23 protein-coding genes and 1 pseudogene are annotated in these 26,318 nt (G+C 71.1%); 7 read left to right on the top strand and 17 right to left on the bottom strand.

Annotated elements, in window-relative coordinates; all coding sequences use genetic code 11:
* Nucleotides 1-22: 22 nt before the first annotated feature.
* Together ACLQ29_RS20675 and htpG are read right to left on the bottom strand one after the other, a co-directional pair.
* On the bottom strand, nt 23-979 hold the full coding sequence (locus ACLQ29_RS20675; RefSeq protein ID WP_425773137.1) for an NAD(P)H-binding protein: 957 nt from the start codon (nt 977-979) through the stop codon (nt 23-25).
* A gap of 114 nt (nt 980-1,093) precedes the next feature.
* Nucleotides 1,094-3,010, bottom strand: coding sequence for a molecular chaperone HtpG (gene htpG, locus ACLQ29_RS20670; RefSeq protein WP_425773136.1), 1,917 nt, complete (start codon nt 3,008-3,010; stop codon nt 1,094-1,096).
* Between the two features lie 162 nt (nt 3,011-3,172).
* Between htpG and ACLQ29_RS20665 the strand changes: the two genes are divergently transcribed.
* Entirely contained in the window at nt 3,173-3,871 is a 699-nt protein-coding gene (locus tag ACLQ29_RS20665; protein ID WP_425773135.1) for an SDR family oxidoreductase, read from the top strand.
* Between the two features lie 74 nt (nt 3,872-3,945).
* Here ACLQ29_RS20665 and ACLQ29_RS20660 read toward each other — a convergent pair whose 3' ends face one another.
* A complete protein-coding gene (locus tag ACLQ29_RS20660) occupies nt 3,946-5,394 on the bottom strand; it encodes a M28 family peptidase (protein WP_425773134.1) in 1,449 nt (482 codons plus the stop codon).
* A gap of 204 nt (nt 5,395-5,598) precedes the next feature.
* On the opposite strand from ACLQ29_RS20660, the gene ACLQ29_RS20655 reads away from it, so the two are divergent.
* Nucleotides 5,599-8,370, top strand: a complete 2,772-nt coding sequence (locus tag ACLQ29_RS20655; RefSeq protein ID WP_425773133.1) for an ATP-binding protein — start codon at nt 5,599-5,601, stop codon at nt 8,368-8,370.
* Between the two features lie 16 nt (nt 8,371-8,386).
* On the opposite strand, the gene ACLQ29_RS20650 is transcribed toward ACLQ29_RS20655, so the two are convergent.
* Both ACLQ29_RS20650 and ACLQ29_RS20645 read right to left on the bottom strand, forming a co-directional pair.
* A complete protein-coding gene (locus ACLQ29_RS20650) occupies nt 8,387-9,142 on the bottom strand; it encodes a hypothetical protein (protein WP_425773132.1) in 756 nt (251 codons plus the stop codon).
* Nucleotides 9,139-9,639 carry a SigE family RNA polymerase sigma factor gene (locus tag ACLQ29_RS20645; RefSeq protein WP_425773131.1) on the bottom strand — a complete coding sequence of 167 codons (501 nt, stop codon included), beginning with the start codon at nt 9,637-9,639 and terminating at the stop codon, nt 9,139-9,141. Before ACLQ29_RS20645 ends, ACLQ29_RS20650 begins: the two co-directional genes overlap by 4 nt.
* Nucleotides 9,640-9,776: 137 nt before the next feature.
* Here ACLQ29_RS20645 and ACLQ29_RS20640 point away from each other — a divergent pair, with 137 nt between their 5' ends.
* Entirely contained in the window at nt 9,777-10,613 is an 837-nt protein-coding gene (locus ACLQ29_RS20640; protein WP_425773130.1) for a DUF3152 domain-containing protein, read from the top strand.
* Between the two features lie 9 nt (nt 10,614-10,622).
* On the opposite strand, the gene ACLQ29_RS20635 is transcribed toward ACLQ29_RS20640, so the two are convergent.
* The 3 genes and pseudogenes from ACLQ29_RS20635 to ACLQ29_RS20625 all read right to left on the bottom strand — a co-directional run bounded on the left by ACLQ29_RS20635 (nt 10,623) and on the right by ACLQ29_RS20625 (nt 13,099).
* On the bottom strand, nt 10,623-11,270 hold the full coding sequence (locus ACLQ29_RS20635; protein ID WP_425773129.1) for a hypothetical protein: 648 nt from the start codon (nt 11,268-11,270) through the stop codon (nt 10,623-10,625).
* Between the two features lie 226 nt (nt 11,271-11,496).
* Nucleotides 11,497-11,946, bottom strand: a pseudogene (locus ACLQ29_RS20630) (snapalysin family zinc-dependent metalloprotease); the annotation flags it as partial.
* Nucleotides 11,947-12,115: 169 nt separating this feature from the next.
* Complete coding sequence (locus ACLQ29_RS20625) at nt 12,116-13,099, bottom strand: DUF5937 family protein (RefSeq protein ID WP_425773128.1); 984 nt, start codon at nt 13,097-13,099, stop codon at nt 12,116-12,118.
* A gap of 72 nt (nt 13,100-13,171) precedes the next feature.
* Here ACLQ29_RS20625 and ACLQ29_RS20620 point away from each other — a divergent pair, with 72 nt between their 5' ends.
* The gene (locus ACLQ29_RS20620) at nt 13,172-14,434 is read left to right on the top strand and encodes an MFS transporter (RefSeq protein WP_425773127.1); all 1,263 of its coding nucleotides are present in this window, start codon (nt 13,172-13,174) and stop codon (nt 14,432-14,434) included.
* Nucleotides 14,435-14,484: 50 nt separating this feature from the next.
* On the opposite strand, the gene ACLQ29_RS20615 is transcribed toward ACLQ29_RS20620, so the two are convergent.
* The 7 genes from ACLQ29_RS20615 to ACLQ29_RS20585 form a co-directional block, all read right to left on the bottom strand.
* Nucleotides 14,485-15,672: an RNA polymerase sigma factor gene (locus ACLQ29_RS20615; RefSeq protein ID WP_425773126.1), complete on the bottom strand. Its 1,188-nt coding sequence runs from the start codon at nt 15,670-15,672 to the stop codon at nt 14,485-14,487.
* A 20-nt stretch (nt 15,673-15,692) separates the two neighbouring features.
* The gene (locus tag ACLQ29_RS20610; protein ID WP_425773125.1) at nt 15,693-16,046 is read right to left on the bottom strand and encodes a YciI family protein; all 354 of its coding nucleotides are present in this window, start codon (nt 16,044-16,046) and stop codon (nt 15,693-15,695) included.
* A gap of 39 nt (nt 16,047-16,085) precedes the next feature.
* Nucleotides 16,086-16,499 carry a DUF6069 family protein gene (locus ACLQ29_RS20605; protein ID WP_425773124.1) on the bottom strand — a complete coding sequence of 138 codons (414 nt, stop codon included), beginning with the start codon at nt 16,497-16,499 and terminating at the stop codon, nt 16,086-16,088.
* A 182-nt stretch (nt 16,500-16,681) separates the two neighbouring features.
* Nucleotides 16,682-17,509, bottom strand: coding sequence for a peptidoglycan-binding domain-containing protein (locus ACLQ29_RS20600; protein WP_425773123.1), 828 nt, complete (start codon nt 17,507-17,509; stop codon nt 16,682-16,684).
* 202 nt (nt 17,510-17,711) lie between these two features.
* Nucleotides 17,712-18,086 carry an L-rhamnose mutarotase gene (locus ACLQ29_RS20595; protein WP_425773122.1) on the bottom strand — a complete coding sequence of 125 codons (375 nt, stop codon included), beginning with the start codon at nt 18,084-18,086 and terminating at the stop codon, nt 17,712-17,714.
* Nucleotides 18,087-18,213: 127 nt separating this feature from the next.
* Nucleotides 18,214-18,411 (bottom strand): DUF397 domain-containing protein, encoded by a 198-nt coding sequence (locus ACLQ29_RS20590; RefSeq protein ID WP_425773121.1) that lies wholly within the window; start codon nt 18,409-18,411, stop codon nt 18,214-18,216.
* Nucleotides 18,404-18,811 carry a DUF5753 domain-containing protein gene (locus ACLQ29_RS20585; protein WP_425773120.1) on the bottom strand — a complete coding sequence of 136 codons (408 nt, stop codon included), beginning with the start codon at nt 18,809-18,811 and terminating at the stop codon, nt 18,404-18,406. Before ACLQ29_RS20585 ends, ACLQ29_RS20590 begins: the two co-directional genes overlap by 8 nt.
* A 558-nt stretch (nt 18,812-19,369) precedes the next feature.
* Here ACLQ29_RS20585 and ACLQ29_RS20580 point away from each other — a divergent pair.
* The 3 genes from ACLQ29_RS20580 (at nt 19,370) to ACLQ29_RS20570 (ending at nt 22,427) form a co-directional block, all read left to right on the top strand.
* Complete coding sequence (locus ACLQ29_RS20580; protein WP_425773119.1) at nt 19,370-19,999, top strand: TetR/AcrR family transcriptional regulator; 630 nt, start codon at nt 19,370-19,372, stop codon at nt 19,997-19,999.
* 33 nt (nt 20,000-20,032) lie between these two features.
* Complete coding sequence (locus ACLQ29_RS20575) at nt 20,033-21,526, top strand: MFS transporter (RefSeq protein ID WP_425773118.1); 1,494 nt, start codon at nt 20,033-20,035, stop codon at nt 21,524-21,526.
* A gap of 109 nt (nt 21,527-21,635) precedes the next feature.
* Nucleotides 21,636-22,427, top strand: coding sequence for a maleylpyruvate isomerase family mycothiol-dependent enzyme (locus ACLQ29_RS20570; RefSeq protein WP_425773117.1), 792 nt, complete (start codon nt 21,636-21,638; stop codon nt 22,425-22,427).
* Between the two features lie 42 nt (nt 22,428-22,469).
* Here ACLQ29_RS20570 and ACLQ29_RS20565 read toward each other — a convergent pair whose 3' ends face one another.
* Nucleotides 22,470-23,669, bottom strand: coding sequence for an RtcB family protein (locus ACLQ29_RS20565; protein ID WP_393368896.1), 1,200 nt, complete (start codon nt 23,667-23,669; stop codon nt 22,470-22,472).
* A 336-nt stretch (nt 23,670-24,005) separates the two neighbouring features.
* Entirely contained in the window at nt 24,006-25,754 is a 1,749-nt protein-coding gene (locus ACLQ29_RS20560; RefSeq protein ID WP_425773116.1) for a GTP-binding protein, read from the bottom strand.
* Nucleotides 25,755-26,318: the final 564 nt, after the last annotated feature.

Here is a 26,318-nt window from a genome sequence, read left to right as displayed (position 1 = left end):
GCGCAGGCGGGGCAAGCCGCGCTCAGCGGAACAGGTCGGCGTTCTCGACCACCCAGTCATCGACGTCGCGTGGTGGGCGGCCAATGATCTCGTGCACGGCCGGCCGTTGGTCGAGCGTCCACGCGGTGAGTTCGGCGAGCCGCGCCCCGTACTCCTCGAGCGCGTACAGCGTCACGTCGATGCCGCTGTCGGGCCAGCCGCCACGCCGCCACCTCGCGCGGCTTTCGCCGGGCGCCACCCCGACGGCTGCGATGTCGCGGCCGATGGCTCTGGCGATGCTCGCCACCCGCGAGCGGCTGCTGATCGGCAGACCGACCGCCTCCAGTACGGCGCCGACGTGGTCGTCGACGCGCAGCGCCGCCATCGCGACCGCGGCGAGGTCGTCCTCGTGGATGAAGGGGTAGTGGCCGCCGTCCAGAAACGCCTCCCGTACGACACCATCGCCCCGGATCATCTCCGGCCAGTCCGACCCCGTCGCCGGATAGGTGCCCTCGATCATCGCCCCCAGCACCGCCGACGGGCGGATGTGCGTCCATTCCATCCCCGAGCACTCGGCGGCCCGCTCGATGGCCAACCAGAACCACGTCTCCGGCGGATGGTCCTCTTCGTACTCCGGCCCGTGCGAGGACAGCACGACGACGCGTCGCACACCGGCATTCCGGGCGGCCTCCAGGGCATCCCGCACCGTCGTCGGGACGGCTCCAGCGAGAAAGACGCCGTCGACGCCGTCGAAGACCTCGGCGTACTCGATCGGGCGGGTGATGGATCCCTCGACGACCTCGACCCCGTCGGGCCAGTCATCGGTCTGGCCGGGCTCGGCGAGAACCCGCACCCTGTCGCCGGCACCCAGCAGTTGCCGAGCCAGGTTCCGCCCGACGATCCCGGTGGGGCTGCTGCCGGCATCTTTGCGGGCGTTGACCGCAGTCAACAGGCGCAGCCGAGCGTGCGACGGATTAGAAGGTCGAGTGTGCACAAACACGGCAAGACTCCCAGCAGGAAAGCGGAGATCTTGCGCCTCCCACTGGCCGGGAGGGTGCGGACCCTGAGGCCGCCAACATTACCAGCGCCCGCACCAGCCGACCTGGCAGGCGGGTTACAGGGTGCGGGCCAGTCGGTCGGCGAGCGTCCGGGTGAAGCGGGCCGGGTCGGTCAGCTCGCCGCCCTCGGCGAGCACCGCCAGGCCGTAGAGCAGCTCGGCGGTCTCGGTCAGGGCGGTGGGGTCGGTGCCCTGCTCGTGGGCCTTGCGCAGCCCGGAGACGAGCGGGTGGCCGGGGTTGATCTCCAGGATCCGCTTGGTCGCGGGGATCTCGTGCCCCATCGCCCGGTACATCTTCTCCAGGGTTGGGGTGAGGTCGTGGGCATCGCCGACGACACAGGCCGGTGAAGTGGTCAGCCGGGACGACAGGCGGACCTCCCGGACGCTGTCGGTCAGGGTGGTGCCCAGCCAGTCCAGCAGCCCGGCGAACTCCTGTCGCTGCTGCTCGCGCTCGGCCTCGGCCTGCTGCTTCTCCTCGTCGGTGTCCAGGTCGATCTCGCCCTTGGCGATCGAACGCAGCGGACGGCCGTCGTACGTGCCGACCCGCTCGACCCACACCTCGTCGACCTGGTCGGTGAGCAGCAGGACCTCGTGGCCCTTGGCCCGGAACGCCTCCAGGTGCGGAGAGTTCTCGATGGCGGCCCGCGACTCGCCGGTGGCGTACCAGATGTCGCTCTGGCCGTCCTTCATCCGGGACACGTAGCCGGCCAGGTCGGTGGGCTCGGCCGGGTCGTGGGTGGAGGCCACCGACAGGATGTCCAGCAGCGTGTCGCGGTTGTCGGTGTCGTCGATCAACCCTTCCTTGACCACGGCGCCGAACTCGGTCCAGAAGGTGCGGTAACGCTCGGCGTGGTTGGCCTTCAGGTCCTTGACGGTGGAGAGGATCTTCTTGACCAGGCGGCGGCGGACGATCTGGATCTGCCGGTCCTGCTGGAGGATCTCCCGGGAGATGTTCAGCGACAGGTCGTGCGCGTCGACCACACCCTTGACGAAGCGCAGGTAGGTGGGGACCAGCGCCTCGCAGTCGTCCATGATGAACACGCGCTTGACGTAGAGCTGGACGCCCCGGCGGCCCTGCGGGGAGAACAGGTCCAGCGGGGCGTGGCTGGGCAGGAAGAGCAGCGCCTCGTACTCGAAGGTGCCCTCGCCCTTCATGTGCACGACCTCGAGCGGGTCGGCCCAGTCGTGGCTGACGTGCTTGTAGAACTCGTTGTACTCGGTGGCGTCGACCTCGTCGCGGGGCCGCGCCCAGAGCGCCTTCATCGAGTTGAGGGTCTGCACCTCGCTGGTGGCGGGGGCGTCGTCGGTGCCGGGGCGCTCGACGGTCATCCGGATCGGCCAGGCGATGAAGTCGGAGTAGCGCTTGACGATCTCCCGGACGGTCCACTCGGCGGTGTAGTCGTGCAGGTTGTCCTCGGTGTCGACCGGCTTGAGGTGCAGGGTGACGGTGGTGCCCTGCGGCGCCTCGTCGACCGCCTCGATCGAGTACGTGCCCTCGCCGCTGGACTCCCACCGGGTGCCGCCGGTCTCGCCGGCCTTGCGGGTCAGCAGGGTGACCCGGTCGGCGACCATGAACGCGGCGTAGAAGCCGACGCCGAACTGGCCGATCAGGTCCTGCTTGGCGTGGGCGTCGGCGGACTCGCGCAGCTGGCGCAGCAGCTCGGCGGTGCCGGACTTGGCGATGGTGCCGATCAGCGCGACGACCTCGTCGCGGGTCATCCCGATGCCGTTGTCCCGCACGGTGAGGGTGCGGGCGTCCCGGTCGATCTCCAGGGCGACGTGCAGGTCGTCGGTGTCGGCGACGAGGTCCTTGTCGACGAGCGTGGCCAGCCTCAGCTTGTCCAGCGCGTCGGACGCGTTCGAGATGAGTTCCCGCAGGAAGACGTCCTTGTTCGAGTAGATCGAGTGGACCACCAACTGGAGCAGCTGACGCGCCTCGGCTTGGAACTCCAACGTCTCGGCCTGATTGCTCACACCGTCTCCCTTCTCGGCTCGTACGGAGGTTCGCGGAAAGGATACGAGTCGTCACCGGCCGCGTGGTGACCGCATCCCCGTCGTATTCCCGATCGGGACGGGCCGACTTCGTGAGATAGCTGACTTTGGTATACAGAAGTCAGGTGGGATAGCGTCATCACCATGAAGATCGCAGGAAGCACCGCCCTCGTCACCGGCGCCAACCGTGGCTTCGGCCGGCACCTGGCCGCCGAACTCCTCGCCCGGGGCGCCACCGTCTACGCCGGCGCCCGTAACCCGGACACCGTCGACCTGCCCGGCGTGACGCCGGTGCGCCTTGACATCACCGACCCCACCTCGGTCGCCGCCGCCGCCAAGCTGGCCGGCGACGTCCAGCTCTTGATCAACAACGCCGGAATCGAGACCGGCACCGATCTGCTCGAAGGCGACCTGGACCTGGTCCGGCTGGAGCTGGAGACCCACTACTTCGGCAACCTGTCGATGATCCGGGCGTTCGCTCCGATCATCGCGGGCAACGGCGGTGGGACGATTCTCAACGTGCTCTCCGCGCTGTCCTGGGTGAACTTTCCGGCCGTCGGCGCGTACGGCGCCGCCAAGTCGGCCGAGTGGGCGATGACAAACGCGCTGCGCGTCCAGCTCGCCGAGCGGGGGGTGCGGGTCGCCGGCCTGCACGTCGGTTACATGGACACCGACATGGCCGCCGGGGTCGACGCCCCGAAGTCCGACCCGGCCGTGATCGCCCGGATCGGGGTGGACGGCATCGAGGCCGACGCGTACGAGATCGTCACCGACGAGACCAGCCGTCAGGTGCAGGCCGGGCTGGCCGGCGGCGTCGCCGCGCTCTACCCGCAACTCCCCTGACCCATGGCGCAGCATGACCACGCACGGGCCGCCGCCGGCTCTCCGGCGGCGGCCCGCTGCTTGCGGGTACGCGGTCAGCTCGCCAGCAACGTCACGTCGTCGAGCACGAAGCTGGTCTGCAACGACGAGTCCTCGGTGCCGGTGAACCGCAGCGTCACCGTCTGCCCGGCGAACCCGGCCACGCTGAAGCTGCGCTGGGTGTAGCCGGCGGCGGCGTTGAGATTCGAGTACGTCGCGAGCGTGGTCGAACCCACCTGCACGGTGAGCCGGTCGTACGCCGTGGAGCCGGTGGTCTCGGCGGTGTCGATGTGCAGCCAGAAGGACAGCGTGTAGCTGGCGCAGCCGGCCGGCACGGTCACCGACTGGTAGAGGCTCTCGGTGCGGGTGCTGCCGTTGCCGTTGAGCCACGCCTTGTACGACCCGGTCCGGGCCGGCTGGCCGCTGGCGTTGGTGATCACCCCGGAGGACGCGGTCCACGGCGTGCCGCCGCTCTCGAAGCCGCCGTTGCCGACCACCTGACCACCGGAACAGCTCGGGGTGCCGCCGCCGACGGCGAGCTGCCACAGCGCGTACGCGACGCCGTCGGCCGCCCGGTTCAGCACCGTGGCGCTGACGTTCGCCGTGGTGTCGCAGGAGCGGTGGTAGCACGGGTCGTACGCGGAGTTGGCGGTGCCGCCCCACTTGGCCGCCTGCGAGCTGGTCTTGCGGGCGCTCGCGCCGGCCGCGTAACCCGAGGTCGGGATGCCGGCCTGCTGGAAGTAGTAGTCGTCGGAGCGACCCTGTCCCTCGACGTTCTCCTCCGGCGAGAGGCCCAACGAGTCCCAGTACGCCTTCAGCGGCGCCGCCGTGGTCGAGCTGACCCGGTTGATGAAGTAGCCGCCGTTGACCGAGCCGACCATGTCGAAGTTGTAGTAGCCCTTGATATATCCGCGCTGGGTGCTGCTCAGCGAGTTGACGTAGAACCGGGAGCCGTTGAGCCCCTGCTCCTCGTCGGTCCACCAGGCGAACCGGACCTTCTTCGTCATTGTCGGGTTCTGCGCGGCCAGGACCAGCGCGTTCTCCAGCAGTGTCGCCGAGCCGGTGCCGTTGTCGTTGATGCCCGGACCGGCCGAGACGCCGTCCAGGTGCGCGCCGAACATGACGACCTGGTCGGTCGGGCCGCCCGGCCACTCCGCGATCAGGTTGTTCGAGGGGTACCTGCAACTGGAGCAGTACTGCTCGCTGACGGTGTAGCCGGCCGACTGCAACCTGGTCTTGACGTAGCTGAGGGAGGCGGTGTAGCCGGCCGAGCCGGCCCGGCGGTTGCCGCCGTTGCTGCTGGCGATGGCGTTGAGCTGGGTCAGGTGGGCCTGGACGTTTGTGACGGAGATGTCCGGTGCGGCCACCGCGGCGGCGGACACGGCGATCGGCCGGGCCACTGTCGCGGTGGTGGGCGACGCGGTCACCGGCTGGGCGGCCAGCGTCACCGTCATCCCGGCGAACACGGCGAGCGCGACACCCGCGCTCAGCGTTCTGCCTCTCATGGGGGCTCCTCGGGGGTTGGAGAGATACCCGAGACACTTACAGATATCGATGTTGCGAGCATCGGTCGTTCGTCCCGAACCGCCGCCGCTTCGACGGTAGGTACCGGCGTCGGCACAGGTGAGTAGAGGTGTCAGGATGGGTAGGTAACGCCAGCAGGGGTCGTCGGGCCCGGAACGGGGGCTTGCGATGGGGCCGGATCAAGCGTGACGGGACCCGGCATCGACCTGTTCACCGGTGGTGGTGACACCGGCCGGCTGATGGCAGAGCTGGACTGGGCCCGCACCCCACTCGGCCCGGTGACCGACTGGCCGCAGAGCCTGCGCGCCGCGGTCCGGACGGTGCTCTCGTCCCGGTACCCCATGCTGCTGCTCTGGGGAGAGAGTTTCTCCCAGCTCTACAACGACGCGTACTCCGCGCTGATCGGCGACAAGCACCCGGCCGCGCTCGGCGACGACGTCCGGGTGACCCTGGCCGAGGGCTGGGACGTCCTCGCCCCGCTCATCGAGCAGGCCACGGTGACCGGAGTGGCCAGCTGGGTCCCCGCCCTGCGACTGCTGCTGGACCGGGCCGGCTACCGCGAGGAGGCGTACTTCAGCGTCTCGCACGCCCCGGTCCGCGACGACGACGGCCAGACCGTCGGCGTGCTCACCGTGTGCAGCGAGGTCACCGAGCAGGTGGTCGGCGAACGTCGGCTGCGACTGCTGCGCGACCTGTCCGTTCTCGGCGACGGGCGCACCGTCGACGTGCACGCCACCGGCGCCCGGCTGACCGACGCGATCGAGGGCCATCCGCTGGACGTGCCGTTCACCGCCATCTACCTGCGCGACGGCACGGTGCTGCGGCGGGTCGCCCGCACCGGCGGCGACCAGGGGTACGCGCGGGCACTACCGGACACCGTCGAGCTGGCCGACCCCGGCCCGGCCGCGGACGGGTGGGGGCTGGCAGACGCCGCGCAGGGTCGACCGACCGCGGTGTCCGACGTCGCCGACCGGCTGGCGCTGCCCGGCGGCCCGTGGGGCGACCCGGTCCGGACCGCGCTGGCACTGCCGCTGCCCTCGGGCGGCGAGGATCAGCCGCTCGGCGTCCTGCTGGCCGGGATCAGCCCCAGCCGAGGGCTGGACGAGGCGTACCGGTCCTTCTACCAGCTACTGGCCCAGCAGATCGCCGTGGCGCTGCGCAACGCCCAGGAGTACGAGCAGGAGCGGCGCCGGGTCGAGGCGCTCGCCGAACTGGACCGGGTGAAGACCGACTTCTTCGCCAACGTCAGCCACGAGTTCCGTACCCCCCTGACCCTGATCCTCGGCCCGCTCGCCGACGCCCTCACCGACGCCACGGCGCCGCTGCCGGCTGCGCAGCGGGAGCGGGTGGAAACCTCCTGGCGGAACGCCACGCGGCTGTTGACCCTGGTCAACAGCCTGCTCACCTTCTCCAGCCTGGAGGCCGGGCGGGCTCGCAGTGACGCTCGCGTGGTCGACCTGGCGGCGCTCACGGCCGAGCTCGCCAGTGTGTTCCGGGCCGCCGTCGAACGGGCCGGACTCACTCTCGAGGTGGTCTGCCCGCCGCTGCCCCGGCCGGTCACGATCGACCCGGTCAACTGGGAACGCATCGTCACGAACCTGCTGTCGAACGCCTTGAAGTACACGTTCATCGGCCGGATCCGGGTCGCCCTGGAAGCCGACGACGAGGAGATCCGCCTCACCGTCGCGGACACCGGCATCGGCATCGCCGAAGCGGACCTGCCGAAACTCTTCGAACGCTTCCACCGGGTCCGCGGCGCCCGCGCCCGCAGCCACGAGGGCACGGGCATCGGCCTGGCCCTGGCGTACGAGTTGGCCCGGCTGGAGGGCGGCGCGGTCCGGGTGACGAGCAGCGTGGGTGTCGGCAGCACGTTCACCGTGGCGCTGCCCTGGTCGGCGGCGGGCCGCACGGCGGGGAACGGGCCGTCGCCGGTCGGACGGGGCGACGCGGCGCGGGCCACCGTCGAGGAGGCGATGGGCTGGCTCACCGAGTCGGGCGGCGATCCGGCGGAGCCCGGCGACGTGTCCGGTCCGGCCGTGGACGAGCTGCTCGGCGCACGGATCCTCATCGCCGATGACAACGCCGACATGCGGGCGTACCTCAGCCGGCTGCTCACCGGGCAGGGCTGGCGGGTGCGGGCCGTCACCGACGGCCGGCAGGCCCTCGACGAGGTCCACCGCGAACGGCCGGACCTGGTCCTCACCGACGTGATGATGCCGGTGCTGGACGGCTTCGACCTGGTCCGGCGACTACGCGCGGACCCGGCGACCCGGACTCTGCCGGTGCTGGTGCTCTCCGCCCGAGCCGGTGGGCAGGCCAGCGTGGAGGGCCTCACCCTGGGCGCCGACGACTACCTGGTGAAGCCGTTCGCCGCGGCCGAGCTGGTCGCCCGGGTCCGGGCCGGCATCCGGCGGGCCCGCAGCCACCCGGTCGGCGACGTCACCGCACCGACTGTCGACACGGCGTCGGCGCGGCCCGACCCCCTCAACGCCGTCACGCCGCCCCGGACGGTCGCACCCGGGCAGGACGCGCCGGTGCTGGCGCGGGCCGCCACCGACCGGAGCGAACTGGGCGACGTCCTGGACGTCGGGTGGACCTACCCGTCCGCACCCACCTCGGCGGCGGCCATGCGCCGGGACGTCCGGCTGACGCTTGACGACCTCGACGTCGACCCGGACGTATTGGAGGATCTTCTGCTCGCCGCGTCCGAGGCGATGAACAACGCGGTCGAGCACGCGCAGCAGCCCAGCCGTCCGGAGGTGCGGGTCCGGCTCCAGGTGGGCGGCGGGCTGATCCGGATCTCGGTGCGGGACTTCGGCACCTGGCGGGACCGCCGGCCGGCGATGGACCGCGGGCGCGGCGCGTTGCTGATGAACGCCTACGGCGACGTGCGGCTGGTCTCCACCGCCGAGGGGACGACGGTGACGATCGAGCGCCGACTGGCCGACCCGGCCTGAGCGACAGGCCGGCGCGTCAGAGTCGGCGGCCGCTGGCGTCGCGGGCGATGATGCCGTCGAGCCGGTCCCCCGGGGTCAAGTGGGCCGGGTCGAACCAGAAGATCACCACCTGCTTGTCGAGAGTCCAGCGGGCCAGTTCGGCGTCGACCTGCCGGCCGTCCACCGTGCCGACGATCCGATGGGCGGGGCCGACGAAGTAACCGAAGGTCGGCGCCGACGCGGTCGACGAGCTTTCGTCGTAGCCGATCTCGTGGAACCCGAGGCTGCGGTCGGACCCCTCGACGTCGTTGACCAGGATGTCCGTGGTCAGGGCGCCATTCGGAGCCTGGCGACCGGCGGCCAGCCCGATCGTCACCTTGGGCGCACTGGGCACGGACAGCCCGATGACGTAGTACACCCGCCGGTCGGAGCCGTGCCGCACCCCGCTGTCGATGATCTGGCCCAGGGGCTTCGGGGGAGGCACGTCGCGGGCCATCGTCGGCGGTGACGTGGACTCGACCGAGTCCGGGACCGTCGGCGAGACAGCGGCCGACGGCGGAGCGACGGCGACCGGCGGTGGGCGCTCGGGTCCGGGTGGATCGCCCGGCCGCGTGACGACCCCCACCGCGACGACGGCGGCCAGCCCGGCCGCGAGCGTCGCCGCTCCCGCTCCGGCAACCCGCCGACGGGTCCGTAGCCGCCGTCCCTCGCGCAGGACCAGGTCCAGGTCGAGCACGGTCCCGGGGCGCTCGGTGGCTCGCATGGCGTCGCGGAGCAGATCCCACTCGCTCATCGGCGCGCCTCCCTGTCGGCTGTCCGGGGCGAGGCGGCGCGCAGCTTCTCCAAGGCTCGCGAGCTGGTGCTCTTGACCGTGCCCACGGATACGGCGAGTTCCCGAGCCACCTGCGCCTCCGGAAGGTCGAAGTAGTAGCGCAGCACGACGATGGCCCGCTCACGAGGGCTGAGCGCGCCGAGGATGGCGATCAACCAGCGCCGGGTGGCCACCTCGTCGGCCACGTCACCGCGCCGCTGCTCCGGCACCTCGTCGGTCGGATACTCCCGCATCGGTCGCCGCCACCCGTCGACCAGGTGGTTGACCAGGGTGCGGCGGGCGTACCCGTAGGCGTCGTCGTCGTGGATCCGTGCCCAGGACGCGTACGTGCGGACCAGAGCGGTCTGCGCGGCGTCCTCGGCCAGGTGGTGATCGCCGGTCATGAGGAACGCGGCATGCACCAGTCGCCCGGACGCCGCTCTGGCGAACTCGACGAACTCCGCGTCACCCCGCGCCACCTAGAACCCTCCCCCGTGCCACACCCCAGGGACGGGCGAGGCCGGGGAAAAGTTGAGTCCAGGTCACCTCAACTTTTTTCGGTGGTCGCCCGTCTTCTCCTCCGCGCCGCCGCCGATCGGCGGGCGAGGGGAGAGACATGTCGACGAAGGTTACCCGCCGGTGGCGTACCGCCCCGGCGGCGTTACTCCTGGTGGTGGCGCTGCTCACCGGGTGTGGGCTGCCGGCTGCCGGGCAACCCGACACCGATCCCGTCGCCGCTGGGCCACGGCCCAGCGAGCCGGCCACGGTCACCGCCTCCGGTCGGCCGACCAGAGTCGTCGGTGTCCCGCCCAGTTCCGCGCCGAGCGTCGGGGTCAGCTACCCCGCCACCGGCGGCAACCGCTGGACGACGGCACCCGCCGAGGCGGCACCCACCGCAGCGACCGACGGTCGGTTGTTGCGCTACCGGATCGCCGTGGAACGCGACATCCGGGGTCTGCCGGTGGGCGACGTCGCGACGGCGATCTCCGCGACGTTGAACGACCCCCGAGGGTGGACGGCCGGCGGGACGTGGCGGCTGCGCCGGGTGGGCGCCGGCGATCCGACCGACTTCACCATCTACCTGGCGACTCCCGGCACCCGCGACACGCTCTGCCAGGACGTGCCCGACGCCTACACCTCGTGCCGCAACGGTGGCCGGGTGGTGCTCAACGTGGCGCGCTGGGTCAAGGGGGTGCCCGGTTACGGCGCGAGTCTCACCACCTACCGGGAGTACATGGTCAACCACGAGGTCGGCCACAAACTCGGGTTCGGGCACGAGCGGTGCCCCCGGCGGGGCCGGCCGGCGCCGGTGATGCAGCAGCAGACGTTGGGCCTGCACGGCTGCACCGCGAACGCCTGGCCGTACCCGACGGGCACGGACCGCTACAGCGGGCCGGTCGGGGCCTACGACGACGCCGTCCCGCGGCGCGAGGGCGCGTACTCGGCCCCGTGAGGCCCTGCCTCAGGTGGGTCGGCGGCGCTCCTGCTCCAGTCGCTCGTCCTGTCGGCCCATCTCGTAGATGGCGTTCAGGCCGGTCGGCAACCGGCTGACGTTCTCCGGCAGAGGGCCGGGATCCGGTGCCGGGTCGGGTGCCGGACCGGGATCGGGTGCGGCGGCGGGGACCAGGGCCCGGCGGCGCAGGAACAGCACTGCCAGCACCCCGAGGACCACCACGACCAGCAGGTACGACGTGGGTGGCCAGGCATTCGAGGTGGGGGTGGCGAGGGCCGGCGGAGCGGGCGGTGCGGGCGGTGCGGGGGTGTCGCCGTCGCGCGGCACGGCGGCCTCGTGGGTGCCGGCGCCCTCGCCAGCGGTGGAGCGGTCGGGGGCGATGGGTGCGGGGGGACCGCCCGCCGAGGTGGTGGGCATCGGGATCGCGGTGGACCGCACCGGGCCGGGCGGACCGGCAGCCGGTGGCCGACTCGGCGTGGGCGCCCCGGTAGGGGTGACGCTCGGCGGCGGAGGGGCCGTCGGCGTGTCGCCGCCGAGCAGGTCGTCGACGATCTGGCCGACGCCACCGATGATGCCGCCGAGCGAATCCGCGGTGGCCGACGGGGACGGCGCGGGTGCGAGGGCGAGGGTCAGCGCGAGGACGACGACGGTAGGCATGACGCCACCTCCGATGTGCCGAATATGCCAGGCACCGTATCGCATCGTGGGATGGCGTGGGCGACACCGGGGCGGGGGCGCGTCTGGCGCTCGCCCCCGCCCGCGATGTCCCTGCTGGATCAGACGGACAGACCACCGACCTGGGTGGAGATCCACGAGCGGATGGACGGCAGGACCGAGCTGGCCAGTTGCAGCAGTTTGACGTCGACGCTCGGGTGGTTCACCGCCCGACCACGAGCGGCTCGACGTCGGACGCGCCGGTCCAGGTGTACGTCGTACTGGCCGGCGCGGCGAGGCTGCCGGCGAACAGCGAGTTGACTCGGCTCGCCTCGGCCGCGCTGGGGGTCGCGTTGCGACAGGACACCGGTGCGCTGCTGCCGGACATCAGGTCGGAGCAGAGCCCGGTGCGGCGGTCCGGCAGGCCCAGGATGTGGCCGACCTCGTGGGTGGCGATGCGGGTGCGGTCGTAGCCCTGGTTGACGGCCGTGCGACCCATCCAGATCCGGCCCGAGCCGAGACCGGTCGGCTGCGCGCGGGGCCAGCCGTCGTCGACGTAGATGGTGATGCTGGCCGGGGTGCCGGCCAGGAGTCGGACGTTACTGACCCGGCTGTTCCAGATCTGCGCCGCCTGGTCGAAGTTGGTGCGGAACTCGCCGGTCCGACTCGCGTCGCGCGTCTCAGTTGTCCTCGGAACATCGGGCACTCCCCTGCGCTCGTCGACGGCCACGGGCCGCCAGATCATCGATACACGTAGATGTTAGTGTGACGGCGATCGATGTTCGGCATAGCGGAAGCGTCATACCGCCGAGATGCGCCAGTGCCGTGGCGGGCCTCGCCGACCGGTCTCAGGGGACAGCCGTACCGTTGGCGGCGATCAGCGCCTCGGCTGCGGTGGTGCGGGCGTAGAGGACGAAGCGTCCGACCCGGTGGGTGCCGACGAGGCCGGCGGCGCGCAGCGCGCCGAGGTGCTGGGACACGGTGCCCGAGGTGAGCCGGCACCGCTCGGCGAGTTCCAGAGTCGAGGTCGGCACGGCCAACTCGTGCAGCAGCGCCGCCCGGGTCCGACCCAGGACCCGGGCGAGCGCGTGCGCGTGCGGGGTCCGATCCCGTTCCCAGAGGGTGGCCACCGCCCGCGCCGGGAAGCGCAGCACCGGTTGTCCAGGAGAGCCGAAATTCGACCACACCCGGCGGCCGCTGAATACCGACGGTACGAGCAGCAGGCCCCGCCCGTCGAGTCGCACCGTGCCACTTTGGGTGATGTGCTCTACCGACAGCGTGTCGGCCTTCAGCCGGACGAAGGGGTCGAGGTGGTTGAGCAGACCATGAACCCCGTCGGTGGCCATGCGCTGCGCACCGAGTAGCACTTCCCGCTCCAGCAGGGTGCGCATCCGGGGCCAGTAGGGTGCGATGACCGCGTCGACGTACGCCCGGATGGCCTCGGCCAGCCGATCGAGGTGACTCGGCGGGTCGGCATAGAGCGCCGCCAGAGGTGACGACCGCGGCCCGGACAGCGCGTCGAGGCTGGCCCGCACCGCTTCGGCAGGGGTGGCGACGAGGGACGCCAACTCGATGTCGAGGGTGGGCTGTGAGGTGGCCGGCGGCGGGCAGACGAAGGTCGGGATGATCGACGTCGGCATCTGCACCAGGTCGGCGAAGAGCTGCCACCGCACGCCCACCAAGCGTGGCTGGACCCGCTCGTACCAGGCCAGATGCTCCGGAAACTGACGCGGCCGCTTGATGATCCGCACGCTCGCCACAGCTTCCCAGAGCGGTGACACCGCGAATCGGATCATCGCCAGGTCCCGCACGTTCAGACCGACAAGCATCATTGGCGCCCCCGACGGATTCGGCGAGAGTCAAATCTATCGGTTCGCGGCGCTGCCGCCGGCACCGTGGGCGGCATGACCACCGCCTCGACGACGACCGGATCGACGGACCAGGCCAACCCCTGGCCGCATTCCTTCCGACTGCTCTACGCCGCCGCCCTCGTCAACGGCGTCGGTTTCCACATCGGCCAGTTGGCCGTGCCGGTGCTGGCGGTGTCCCTGCTGTCGGCAAGCCCCGGTGAGGTCGGGTTGCTCGGCGCGCTGAGCACCGCCGCGTTCCTGCTGATCGGCCTGCCGGCCGGAGTCTGGGTGGACCGGCTGCCGCACCGCGCCGTCCTGGTCGCCGCCGATCTCACCCGGGCGGCGCTTGTCGCATCGGTGCCGTTGGCATGGTGGGCCGGGTGGCTGACCATCCCGCAGCTGTACCTGGTGGTACTGCTGACCGGAGTCGCCACCGTCTTCGCCGACGTCGCCGCGCAGAGCTATCTGCCGCAGTTGGTCGGCCGGGGCCGGTTGGTGGCGGCGAACACCCTGATGATGAGCACCAGCGCGACCATGCAGATCGCCGGGCGAGGGCTGGGCGGGATCGTCGTACAAGCGCTCACGGCACCGGTCGCGATCGTGCTGGACGCGGTGACCTTCGTGGTGTCCGGTGTGATTCTGACCCGGATCCGTGCCGAAGCACCCCGCCGACGTCCGCCGCGAGCGCCGGGCGGTTTCGTCCAGCATCTCCGCACGGGCGTCCGGCACGTGACCGGCAACCCCCTGCTCCGCCCGCTCGCCCTCTCGACCGCGAGTATCAACCTGACCATGCAGCTGACCACCACCCTGCTGCCGGTGGTGTTCCTCCGCGAATTGGGGCTGGGCGCCGCCGCCCTCGGCCTGTTCCTCGGCATGGGCGGGATCGGCGCCCTGCTCGGCGCGGTGACCGCGCGCCCGCTCGCCGAGCGGATCGGTCACGGCCGCGCCCTCTGGCTGCCCGGGCTGCTCGCCGCGCCACTCGGCGGACTGGTCACGCTGATCGACACGGGACCGATGCTCTGGGTGGCGGGGGTCGGCTGGCTGGCGCTGGCCTGGCGGACGGGAATAGGCAACGTGATCGGGGTCAGCCTGCGCCAGGGCGCCACCCCGGATGCGCTGCTCGGCCGGATGAACGCCACCTTCCGGTTTCTGCTCACCGGCGCCCTCACCATCGGCGCGGTACTCGCCGGAGTGCTCGGACAGTACGGAGGCGTCCGTGCCGCGCTTGTGGTCGGCGCGATCGCGAACGCGCTGACCTGGCTTCCGGTGTTCTTCTCTCCGCTGCGCACGCTCCACCGGCCGCCCACCCTCGACTGACTCTCCGCCACCGTGAGCCGGCGATCGGCCACCCGAGGATGCCGGACGACTCAGACGTGCAGGGTGGCGGTACGACGGGCCCGCAGGTGGGCCCGCTCGGTCTCGTTTGTGGCAAGTGCCACGGCCTGGTCGTAGGCGGCTCGGGCCTCCTCGTCGCGGCCGAGCCGGACCAGCAGTTCGGCGCGGGTGGCCGGCAGCCGGTGGTAGCCCGGGAGGTCGAGGTCCGCCAACCCGGCCAGGGCCTGCGCCGGTCCGTGCACCTCGGCGACGGCAACCGCACGGTTGAGCGCGACGACCGGGCTCGGCGTGAGCGCGAGGAGCTGGTCGTACAGTGCCAGGACCTGCGGCCAGTCGGTGGCCGCGCCGTCGGTGTGCACGGCGCCGATCGCGGCCTGGATCTGGTACGGGCCGGGCTGGTTGCGCCGCAGGCAACGCCGGACCAGGTCGTGCCCCTCGGCGATGAGCGCCCGGTCCCACAGTGACCGGTCCTGGTCGGCCAGGAGCACGAGCTCGCCGGACGGGTCGAGCCGGGCCGGGCGGCGCGCCTCGGTCAGCAGCAGCAGGGCGAGCAGGCCCAGCACCTCGGGCTCGTCGGGCATCAACGCCGCAAGCTCGCGGGTGAGTCGGATCGCCTCGGCGCACAGGTCCGTTCTGATCAACGGTCCGGCGGTGGACGCGTAGCCCTCGTTGAACATCAGGTAGAGCACGGTGAGCACGTACGGCAGTCGGTCCGGCAGCTCGTGTTCGGCGGGTACCCGGTAGGGGATGCCGGCGTCCCGGATCTTCTTCTTCGCGCGCACGATGCGCTGCGCGACAGTCGACTCCTGGATCAGGTACGCCCGGGCGATCTCGGGCACGTCGAGACCGCCGAGCAGGCGAAGCGTGAGGGCGGTCCGCGCGTCCGGACCGAGCGCCGGGTGGCAGCAGGTGAAGATGAGTCGCAGTTGGTCGTCCTTCACCGGTCCCACCTCTCGGGGCTCGTCCTGGTGGTGCAGCAGCAGGGCCTGGGCGTGCCGCGCCTCCCGGGTCGACTCCCGGCGGAGCCGGTCGACGGCCCGGTTGCGGGCGGTGGTCACGATCCAGGCGCCCGGGTTGGGCGGCGGGGTCTGCCACTTCTCCAGAGCCTTGGTGAAGGCGTCCTGGACCGCCTCCTCGGCGAGGCTGAGGTCACCGAGGAGGCGGGCCAGGGTGGCGACACAGCGGCCGTACTCCGCGCGGTAGATGCTCCCCAGGTCCATGTCGGCCGGCCGGCCCCCGGTCAGGCCTGGGACAGGTCGTCGAAGGGGCGCACCTCGATCGGGCCGCAGGCCGCCGCGCACTTCTCGGCCCAGGCCAGCGCCTGGTCCAGGTCGGCGCACTTGATGACCCAGAACCCGGCGATGTGTTCCTTCGTCTCGACGAACGGCCCGTCGCTCATACTGGTGTCGCCGTTCTCGACCCGGACGACCGTGGCGCTGTCCGGCGACCGGAGCCCTCCGCCGAAGACCCAGGCGCCGGCGGCCTGCATCTCGTCGTTGACCCGGCCGGTCTCCCGGAACATGGTCTGCGTCTCCTCGTCGGACATCTCCGGCGCGCCCTCGACGGCATGCACGGACAGCAGGTACTGCTTCATGACGATCCTCCAACCGTTGGATGGTGAATGGGCGACAGGTCAGGCGGCCAGGCGGCGCGCGAGAGCGGGGATGACGATCGCGGCCGCGACCAGGTGGGTGAGCATCAGCAGCGCCTTGGTGGCCGCCCCGGCGTCGACGATCACGTCCGGCACCAGCGACAGGACCGTCAACACCACAGTGGTACGGACGAACGTGCGCCGCGGACGCCTGGCGAAGCGGGACAGCAGCGCGGCGAGGATCACCCCGACCAGCGAGAATACGGCGGTCAGCACACCGAAGCCCGACACCGGGATCGGCGCGTCGGCCACGTCGAGGCTGATCCCCGCCGCGCGGCCGACGGCGGCGACGGCCATGGTGGCGGCGCTCGCGGCGACCGTGGCGACGAGACCGGTCCGGATCAGCGCGCCGACGGTCGACGTGGTGGCGGGGGTGGTGGTCGCTGTGGTGGTCATCGTGCCCTCCGGCGGGTGTGTGGCCCGCCGGGGTGGCGGGCTCTCACCAGGGCTACGAATGGGACCGACCCCGATCGACAGGCACGCCCACGTTCTGCCGAAGATCTTTGGTTGGACACCTGCTGCACGGTGAAGATGTCCGGGCTCAGTGGCCGGCATCGACGTGGGTGAACCGGTAGGCCTCAGAGCGTGCGCTGGTATTCCTCCCAGGTTCGCTTCGGACTGACGGCTGGGCCATCATCGACGCCCCGGTTGGCCAGGCCGTTACGACCGAGGTAATAGTCGCCGGCCTGGTTCTGCGCACCTGTCGACTGGTCGGTGTCGGAGAGCGCGATGGCGTGGATGTGGTAACCCCAGTCCCCCTGGTTCGGGGTCCGCAGCCACGCGGCGAAGCCCACCGTGCGCAGTCGACGCAGCACGTCCGTCCGGACCGCCGAGGAGAGACCGCTGACCGAGAGGTCGAGCGCGCCGCCGCCGTCGTGCGTGCCGGCAGAGGCACCCACACCGCTGCTGTACGAGCCCTGCGTGATGGCGAGCTGGCGGCCGAGCAGGCGTTCGGCCTCGATCAGCATCGACCTGGTGCGCATGTTGACCTGCACACCGCGCAGGGTCACCACACTGCCCGGCGAGATCGCACTGACCACTGTGTACCGTCCCTCGCCGAGCGACCGCAGCGACGACGGGCCGGGTAGACCTGTCGCGTCGAGACCTGTGTAGCCGAGGGACCGCTGGTACGCGGCGTACGCGGCGATCGTGGTGGTGCCGAAGTGACCGTCGACGTACGCCGACGAGAGCAGCCCTCTCGCCTGGAGTGCGCGCTCCACCAGCAGGACGCTGTCCTTGGCCCCCTCGGTCAGCGCGGTGTCCGGCCGACGAGGGTCGATCTGGGCCGCCTTGATCAGCGCCTCCATGTTCAGCTCTGGCAACGCGGCCGCGGCCGAGCCAGCCAGCGGTACGGCGCCGACCACGGCCGCTGCTGCGGCGACGAGCAGCTTCCTTCTCGTGAGCACGCTTCCTCCGTAGGATATCGACCAATCCACATAGACGGATGAAGCTGGTCTTCAATGCGCGAGCCGAGTTGTCACCCCGTTGGAGCGTACGAACCTCCAACGGTGACCGTTGGTCACCTCCGTGGGGGCGGACGCGGTAGTGAGCGGTATGCCGCAGATTTATAACCATGACTCTGCGGCATACCGCTCAACACTCACTCGTCTAGTTGACGGAGCCCTGCCGGGTCGGGTCCGGTGCCTGCGCGACCGCCTCGTCGGTCAGGTGCCAGATCTCGCGCATCGGGGCCCACCAGTCTCCCGAGCCGGGCTCGGCGATCGACTCCTGACACGGGTCGGTCAGCTTCCACCACTCCTGCGTCTGCGGGTCCGCGGCGATCAGCCGCGAGTCGGCCTCGTAGTCGTCGCCGACGTACTCGTAGTAGCCGAAGAGCAGGTCGTCGTGCAGGAAGATGGTGTAGTTGCGGAAGTTCGCCTCGCGCAGCGTCTGCTCGACGCTGGGCCAGACATCGGCGTGGAGCCGCAGGTAGGTTTCCCGCTGCTCCGGGCGGAGCCGGATCACGCAGCCATGACGTTGCACGTCGTGCCCCTTCGTGTGAGCTGATCGGATCGAGCCGGGCCCGCAGACCAAGCGACCGATGATCTCAGTAGCCCGCGTCGAGATCAACGCCCGGTCGGTGCCAGGTGACTCCGCTTCCGAAGCGCGCTCAGCTCAGGGAATCAGCCCGAACGCCAGCAACGAAGGCTCGCCAGGTGGCCGCAGCGAACGCCAGGGCAGGCCCCTGCACATCCTTGCTGTCTCGCACACCGACGACGTCACGGAGGTTGTCAGCAACCTCAACGCAGTTGCCCTCGTTGCCACTGCGGCTGCTTTTACGCCAGAGAGCACCAGTCAAATCACTCATCGTAAGTCTCCTTAATCACCGTGCTGATCAGTTCCTCTGACGCGCGCTCGCTGAGGGCAAGATCCGAGAGCGTCTGCCAGACCTGAGAGTACGTCTCAACCTCACTCGGTCGATCCAGGTAGAGACTGCCTGTCAGGGACTCGCAGTAGACAGTGCTTGGCTCCGCCGGCCGCGTGCCAACCGCCGGAAAGTCAAGCAGCACGAACGCTCCGGCAACGGACGCGCGGTGCGGCCCGGTGGCCAGCGGCAGCACCCTGACGGAGATGTTCGGGGCCTGAGCAGCGTTCACCAGGTGGGCAAGCTGCGCGCGCCACGCGTCGATGTCACCGATGGGTCTGCGGACTACCGCCTCATCAATGACCGCATGGAAGCTGGGCGCCGCCGGGCTGCGCCGGGCCAAGAGACCTCGGCTACTTCACTTGGCGGCGGGTAGCGTACTGGATCCGCAAACGACACCCCGGACTGTCGTGGAAGGCCCTACGGCGGCGGTTCATGCCCGGATGGGTACCCACCGCCGACGGAATCACCCTATTCAACCCGGCATCCATCACGGTCAGCCGGTACCGATACCGGGGCAAGATCCCACCCGCTGGGCAACACGCAACACCAGCACCTGACATCGACAGGAAGCTGTGGAGAGCCGGATGCTCGGAAACGGGCACGTCCGGTTCGGGAGGCGGCATGGGGAAACGGGCCGGCCGGAAGACCGATACCGCGCCCCATGCCGACCTCACCAGCTCGACAGCAGAGGTCACGCCATCGCCCGACGCACCCTGTTCGTTCAGCCCGAGCATGTGCGGTACGTGCACGCTGGCGGCTGACCACCGGGTTCACCTGCCGGACTCCTGGTGGAAACGCAATCGTTTCGTCGACTCAGTGCGAGGCAACTCACGAAAGCCTGCACAATCAGCCCTCCGCGAACTAAGGTCAGTACGACATCGTTTCACGGGGGGTCGGGATGCTTGGTGGTCAGCAGGTGGGCGCGGGCGCCGGAGTGCCGGCCGCCCGGGGTCCGCGCTGCACCGACAGCGACCTGTTCGGCGTGGTCATCGACCTGCTGCGCGAGGTCGGCTTCGACCGGATGACCATCGACGGCGTCGCTGCCCGGGCCCACGTCAGCAAGGCCACCATCTACCGGCGCTGGGACGGCAAGGCCGAGTTGGTCGTCGCCGCCCTGCGTGACCGGCACGTGGGTGTGCACAACCCGCCCGACACCGGCAGCCTGCGCGGCGACCTGATCGAGTTGCTGCGTGCCACGGCCGCGATCTGCGTGGCCGACTGCGACCTGATGCAGGCGCTGACCTTCGCCATGCGGACCAACCCCGAGTTGGAACGCCTGGTACGCCACCAGGTGCTGCCGGCCGGGCGGGTGGCCAGCACCGCCATCCTGGTCCGGGCCGCCGCCCGTGGGGAGATCCCACCGGAGGCCGGCGAACGGGAGTTGTTCCACGATCTCGCGCCCGCGCTCACCATGTCCCGCATCGTCGCGCACGGCCTGCCCGCCGACGACGCGTTCCTCATCCAGGTCGTCGACCAGGTGCTGATCCCGGTACTCCGCTACCAACCCGACCGCCCGTCACAGGCCTGACCCACCGACATCCGCAACACGGAAGGCTTCACCATGTCCGGAACCACCTCGACCGCACCTGGCGCACCCGGCGCCGGGGCGTCGACAAGCGCGCCGCACCCGCGGCGCTGGATCGCGCTGGCGGTCATCGCGGTCTCGCAGCTGATGGTCGTCCTGGACGCCACCATCGTGAACATCGCGCTGCCGCAGGCGCAGGCCGACCTGGGCATCACCGACGCGAACCGACAGTGGGTGATCACCGCCTACACGCTGGCCTTCGGCGGCCTGCTGCTGCTCGGCGGCCGGATCGCCGACTACTGGGGCCGCAAGCGCACCTTCCTGGTCGGCATGACCGGCTTCGCGCTCGCCTCCGCGCTGGGCGGCCTGGCCACCACCGGCGGCATGCTCTTCGCAGCCCGCGCGTTGCAGGGTGCCTTCGGCGCGCTGCTCGCCCCGGCCGCGTTGGCGTTGCTCACCGTGCTGTTCACCGAGGCCACCGAGCGGGCCAAGGCGTTCGCGGTGTACGGCGCGATCGCCGGCGGCGGGTCGGCTGTCGGTCTGCTGCTCGGTGGGGTGCTCACCGAGTACGCCGACTGGCGCTGGTGCCTGCTCGTCAACATCCCGGTCGCCGCCATCGCCATCGCGTTCGCGATTCCGCTGGTGCCGGAGAGCCGGGCGCACGGCAACACCCGTTACGACGTACCCGGCGCGATCGTGGTGACCGCCGGCCTGGTCTCCCTGGTGTACGGCTTCACCAAGGCGGCCGAGGACGGTTGGGACGCCACCGCGACGCTCGGTTTCATCGCCGCGGGCGTGGTGTTGCTCGCCGCCTTCGTGGTGATCGAGCTGCGCTCCAGCCACCCGCTGCTGCCGCTGCGGATCGTGTTGGACCGCAACCGGGGCGGGGCCTTCCTCACCTCGACGCTGATCGGCGCCGGCCTGTTCGGGGCGTTCCTCTTCCTGACCTTCTACTTCCAGGTGGTGCTGCAGTACAAGCCCCTGGAGGCGGGTCTCGCGTCGCTGCCGGTCACCGCGGGTGTGCTCATCGCCGCGGGTGGCGCCAGCCAGTTGATGCCGCGACTGGGCGCCAAGCCGCTGATGGTCGCCGGTGCCGTGCTCGCCGCCCTGGGCATGCTGGTGCTGACCCAGATCGACGCGGACACCTCGTTCCTCACCCACCTGCTGCCCGCCCAGGTCATCCTGGGCCTCGGGCTGGGCTTCACCTTCGTCCCGCTGTCCAGCCTCGCCCTGGTCGGGGTGCCGGAGCACGATGCCGGCGCGGCCAGCGCGACGCTCAACGCCACCCAACAGATCGGTGGCTCGCTGGGCACCGCGCTGCTGAACACCTTCTACACCAGCGCGGTCGCCGCCTACCTGGTCGGCCGGGCGCCGAACCCGGTCACCCAGGTCGAGGCGCTGGTGCACGGTTACCGGGTGGCGTTCGCCTGGGGAGCGGCGCTGATCGTGCTCGCCGGCCTGGCCACCCTGGTCCTGGTGAAGGTGCGCAAGGAGGACGTCCCGACCGGCACCACGGTGCACATGGGCTGAGCCGACCGACGTGGCCGCCGACCGGATCGCCCCGAGCGTGGGGTGGGCCGGCCGGCGGTCACGTCCGGTAACGTCCCGACCATCGTCGAATATCCGTTTGAGGAGATCCATGCCGACCTCTGCTGACCAGATCATCACGGCTCTGCGCGCGGGCCACGAGGAGCTCGCCGCGCTCGTCCGCGACCTCAAGGAAGACGACCTGCTCCGCCCGTCGGGCGCCAGCGAGTGGCAGGTCTCCCAGGTGCTGAGCCACCTGGGCAGCGGTGCCGAGATCAACCTGGCGACGCTAGAGGCCGCCCGCACCGGCGCGCCCGGCCCGGACGGGGACTTCAACCGTGGCGTCTGGGCGCGCTGGGATGCGATGCCCCCGGCCGAGCACGCCGCCGGGTTCCTCGCCGCCAACGAGCGGCTGGTCGAGGCGTACGAGGCGTTGGACGCCGAGACCCGGGCCACGATGCGGGTCGACCTCGGCTTCCTGCCGGAGCCGATCGACGTGGCGACCGCGGCCCGGTTCCGACTCAGCGAGTTCGCCCTGCACCAGTGGGACGCCGAGGTGGCGTTCAACCCGTTCGCGGCGGTGACGCCGGGGGCGGTGGCGCTGCTGCTCGACCAGATCGGCGGCATGCTGTCCTGGACCAGCCGCCCGCAGGAGCTGGCCGGGCGGGAGGCCACACTGCTGGTCCGGCTGGACGCCCCCGAGCGGACGTTCGGGCTGCGGCTGGGCGAGAAGGTCGAGATCGTCGACGCGCCGGAGCGTCCCGACGGGGAGCTGGCGGCACCGGCCGAGGCGTGGCTGCGGCTGGCCACCGGACGGCTGGGCACCCAGCACACCCCCGAGGGGGTGCGGGTGACCGGCTCGGTGACCCTCGACGACCTGCGCCGGGTCTTCGTCGGCTTCTGAGCGGCGGCCGTGCGGGCCGGTCAACCCGGCCCGCACGGCACGTCAGCCCTTCACGCAGACCACCTGCTTGAGGTGCGCCACCACCTCGACCAGGTCCTCCTGCTGGGCCATCACCTCGGTGATGTCCTTGTACGCGCCGGGGATCTCGTCGACCACCCCGGCGTCCTTGCGGCACTCCACCCCGGCGGTCTGCGCGGCCAGGTCCTCCGTGCTGAACGTCCGCTTGGCCTGCGCCCGCGACATCCGCCGGCCCGCCCCGTGCGACGCCGAGCAGTAGGCGTCCGGGTTACCCCGACCCCGCACGATGTACGACCCGGTGCCCATCGAGCCGGGGATGATGCCCAGGTCGCCCCGGCCGGCCCGGATCGCGCCCTTGCGGGTGACCAGCACGTCCACCCCGTCGTAGCTCTCCTCCGACACGTAGTTGTGGTGGCACGAGATCGACTCGTCGTAGGAGATCTGCGGGAAGTGCTCACGCACCACACCGCAGAGCAGGGCCAGCATGACGGCACGGTTGCGCCGCGCGTACTCCTGCGCCCACCACAGGTCCCGCCGGTAGGCGTCCATCTCCGGCGTTCCGGCGAGGAACACCGCCAGGTCCCGGTCGGGCAGGTCGGCGTTGTGCGGCAGCCCCCGGGCCACCCCGATGTGCCGCTCGGCCAACTCCTTGCCGATGTTGCGGGACCCGGAGTGCAGCATCAGCCAGACCCGCCCCTCGTCGGCGCCGCCCTGCTCCAGGCAGACCTCGATGAAGTGGTTGCCCCCGCCGAGGGTGCCGAGCTGCCGCCGCGCCCGCGTCTCCAACTGCGCCACCCGCCGGTCCAGGCCGGCGAACCGGCCCCAGAAGTCGTCCCAGCCGGCCTGCTCCAGGCCACGGATCCGACGCGTGTCGACGGAGTCCTGCCGCTGGGCGAAGCCGACCGGGATGGTGGCCTCGATCGCGGACCGCAGCCCGGCCAGGTCGTCCGGCAGGTCCGCGGCGGTCAGCGAGGTGCGCACCGCCGACATTCCGCAGCCGATGTCGACGCCGACCGCCGCCGGCGAGACGGCCTGTCGCATCGCGATCACCGAGCCGACCGTGGCGCCCTTGCCGAAGTGCACGTCGGGCATGACGGCGACGCCCTGTACCCAGGGCAGCGCGCCGATGTTGCGCAGTTGCTTGGCGGCCTGCGGCTCGATGGCGTACGGGTCGGTCCAGACCCGGACCGGTGCCCGGGTACCGGCGAGAGGGGTGAATCCCATCGTGGTCTCCTCCTGTCGTGCGATGACCGTTAATGATCAGGTGCGAGCGCGGCGGCGGTGCGCGGATACGAAACGGCCGCCCGATCCCGGTGGGATGGGCGGCCGGCGGACGCGTCAGCGTCACGTCAGTCGCGCCACCCCGGCTGATTGCGCCGCAACGACCGACGGACACAGGTTTTGGTGGTGCCGAGCAGGGCCGCGCCGGCAGGGAGCAGACGCCGGGCGGCAACGGTGCGGACGCGCTGTGGCACGGCGTACTCCCTTCGGGGTGTGCTCGGTTGACCTTGCTTCGACGAGACTAGAAGCTCCCCGGGGCGTCCGCAATGGATATCGCCGTTACCGGCCGCCGACCCGGCGGGCGACCGTCAGCAGATACTCCTTGCGATCCAACGGATCGTTGTCCCAGCGGGCCCGGGTCGGGGCGACACCGGGCACCGGGCGGTATCTGACGAACTCGGTCTCCAGTACGCCCTCACCCCGGGTCAGCGCGGGCAGCCGACGCTCCAGCGCGTGCACCAGGCCCGCCGGGATCTCGCCCCGCACCACGTACGAGGTGCCCCGCCCGACGGTAGTCGGGGACCTCCCACCGGACAGACCCTGGCGCAGGGTCCGGCGCACGGACTCCTCGACGGCGGCGAAGAAGGCCGGTGGCATCGACCCCAACTCGACGCCGAGGTGGAAACTCACACCGGCGCCGGTCGGCGCCGGCGCGATCCGCAGTCCGACGGTGGCCAGGAAGGGGTTGGGCGCCACCGCGATCACCTCGACTGCCCCGCCGACGCCGCACACCCGCTCCACGTGCACCACGCTGGTCTCGCGGAACGTCACCCGCACGCCGAAGTCGTCAGCCAGGGTGGCCTGGATGACCTCCTTCTGCACCTCGCCGTAGAGCGACACGCTGATCTCGTGTTGCCGGTCGTCCTGCCGCAGGTTGATCAGGGGATCCTGTTCGGCGAGCTGGCTCAACGCCGCGTGGAGCGTGACCCGGTCGACGGGGCGCTCGGGCACCACCACCGTCTCCAGCGTGGGCGGCGCGAAGTGGCGGTCCGCGCCGGCACGTTCCGGGGGTACGCCGACCGGGTCGCCGATCCGCGCCTCCGTCACGCCCCAGAGTCGGGCGATGTGGCCGGCGCCGACCGACGACGCCACCACGTCGGCCCCCAGGGTGGCGACACGTATCGCCGTGACCAGCGCGGCGTCGGCCGTACCGACGCGGACCCGATCGCGGACCCGGATCGTGCCGGCGAAGAGCCGGACCAGGGCGATCCTCTCCCCCGCCGGGCCCCGCTCGATGGCGAACACGGTGCCGGAGAGCGGGGCGGCGACGTCACCCTGAGCTGTCGGCAGCAGTTCGGTGATCCCGGCGAGCAGCGCGTCCACGCCCGCGCCGGTGATCGCCGAGCCGGCGTACACGGGCTGCACGAGCGCCCGGCGGGTCCGCGTCGCCAGCGCACCGCGCAGTCGCGGGTACGGCACCGCCGACGGGTTCGCCACCCAGTCGGCGAGCAGCCCGTCGTCCTGCTCCGTGAGGACGTCGAGCAGCCGGTCGGTGAAGGCCACGTCGGCGGGGCCGTACGGCGAGCAGCGGGCGCCGCGGGTCCCCGGCATCGCCACCGAGCCCATCGCCACCACGGCCGGGGTGAGCTTCTCCGCGACGGCCCGCACGACCCGCTCGGGGTCCGCCCCGGCCCGGTCGACCTTGTTGACGAAGATCAGCGTCGGGATGCGCAGCCGGCGCAGGGTCCGCATCAGCAGCCGGGTCTGCGGTTGTATTCCCTCCACCGCGGAGATCACCAGCACCGCGCCGTCGAGCACACCGAGCACCCGCTCCACCTCGGCGATGAAGTCCGGGTGACCGGGCGTGTCGATCAGGTTGACGGTCACGTCGTCCAGCACGAAGGACACGACGGCCGAGCGGATGGTGATCCCGCGTTGCCGTTCCAGGGCCAGGGAGTCCGTCCGGGTGCTGCCCGCGTCGACACTGCCGAGCTGGTCGGTCACGCCGACGTCGTGCAACAGCCGTTCGGTCAGGCTGGTCTTACCGGCATCGACGTGAGCCAGGATGCCGAGGTTCAGAGTCTTCACGCGGCGTCAGGTCCTTCAGGTAGGCGACAGATACCTTCTGGTCGGACATCGACGCAGCGCGCATTGGTGCTCCCTGACTGTTGGTGTCGGTTTCGGGTAGTTCAGCAGGCAGTCGCGGCTCGGACAACCGATTAACCGGCACTCCTCCCCCGCTGCATCACCCTCCTGCAGCGCACGACGTGAGGTGTCCGGCGAGCCCGCGCGTTCGCCGTGGCCGGGCCAAGGCGGCATTCCACCCTCGCCGCCTGTAGAGCTGCCCCGCAGGTGGGGCAGCGCCACACCAACACAGCGCCACACCAACACAGCGCCACACCCACACAGCGCCGGATCCACACCGCGCCGGACCACGGCAACGCGGCTTGACCGGGTCAGCCGGATACGGCCGTCGCCGCCGGCACCCGGCCTGCCCCATTCATGGGGCAGCTCTACAGGGCACGAGGACCCTATGCCGAAGCCCCCCGAGTCGAGGCAGAACGCAGTCCGGGCGGCGATCCGGGCACGACCGACCCAGACCCGCGGCGCGGCGCGGCGACGGACCGCCGCCGAGCCGCGCTCCCGGAACCG

The organism is Micromonospora sp. DT228, from assembly GCF_049841595.1.
Classification (GTDB): domain Bacteria; phylum Actinomycetota; class Actinomycetes; order Mycobacteriales; family Micromonosporaceae; genus Micromonospora.
The sequence above is the reverse complement of the archived record's forward strand: the minus strand, read 5'-3'. Positions and strand labels throughout refer to the sequence as shown.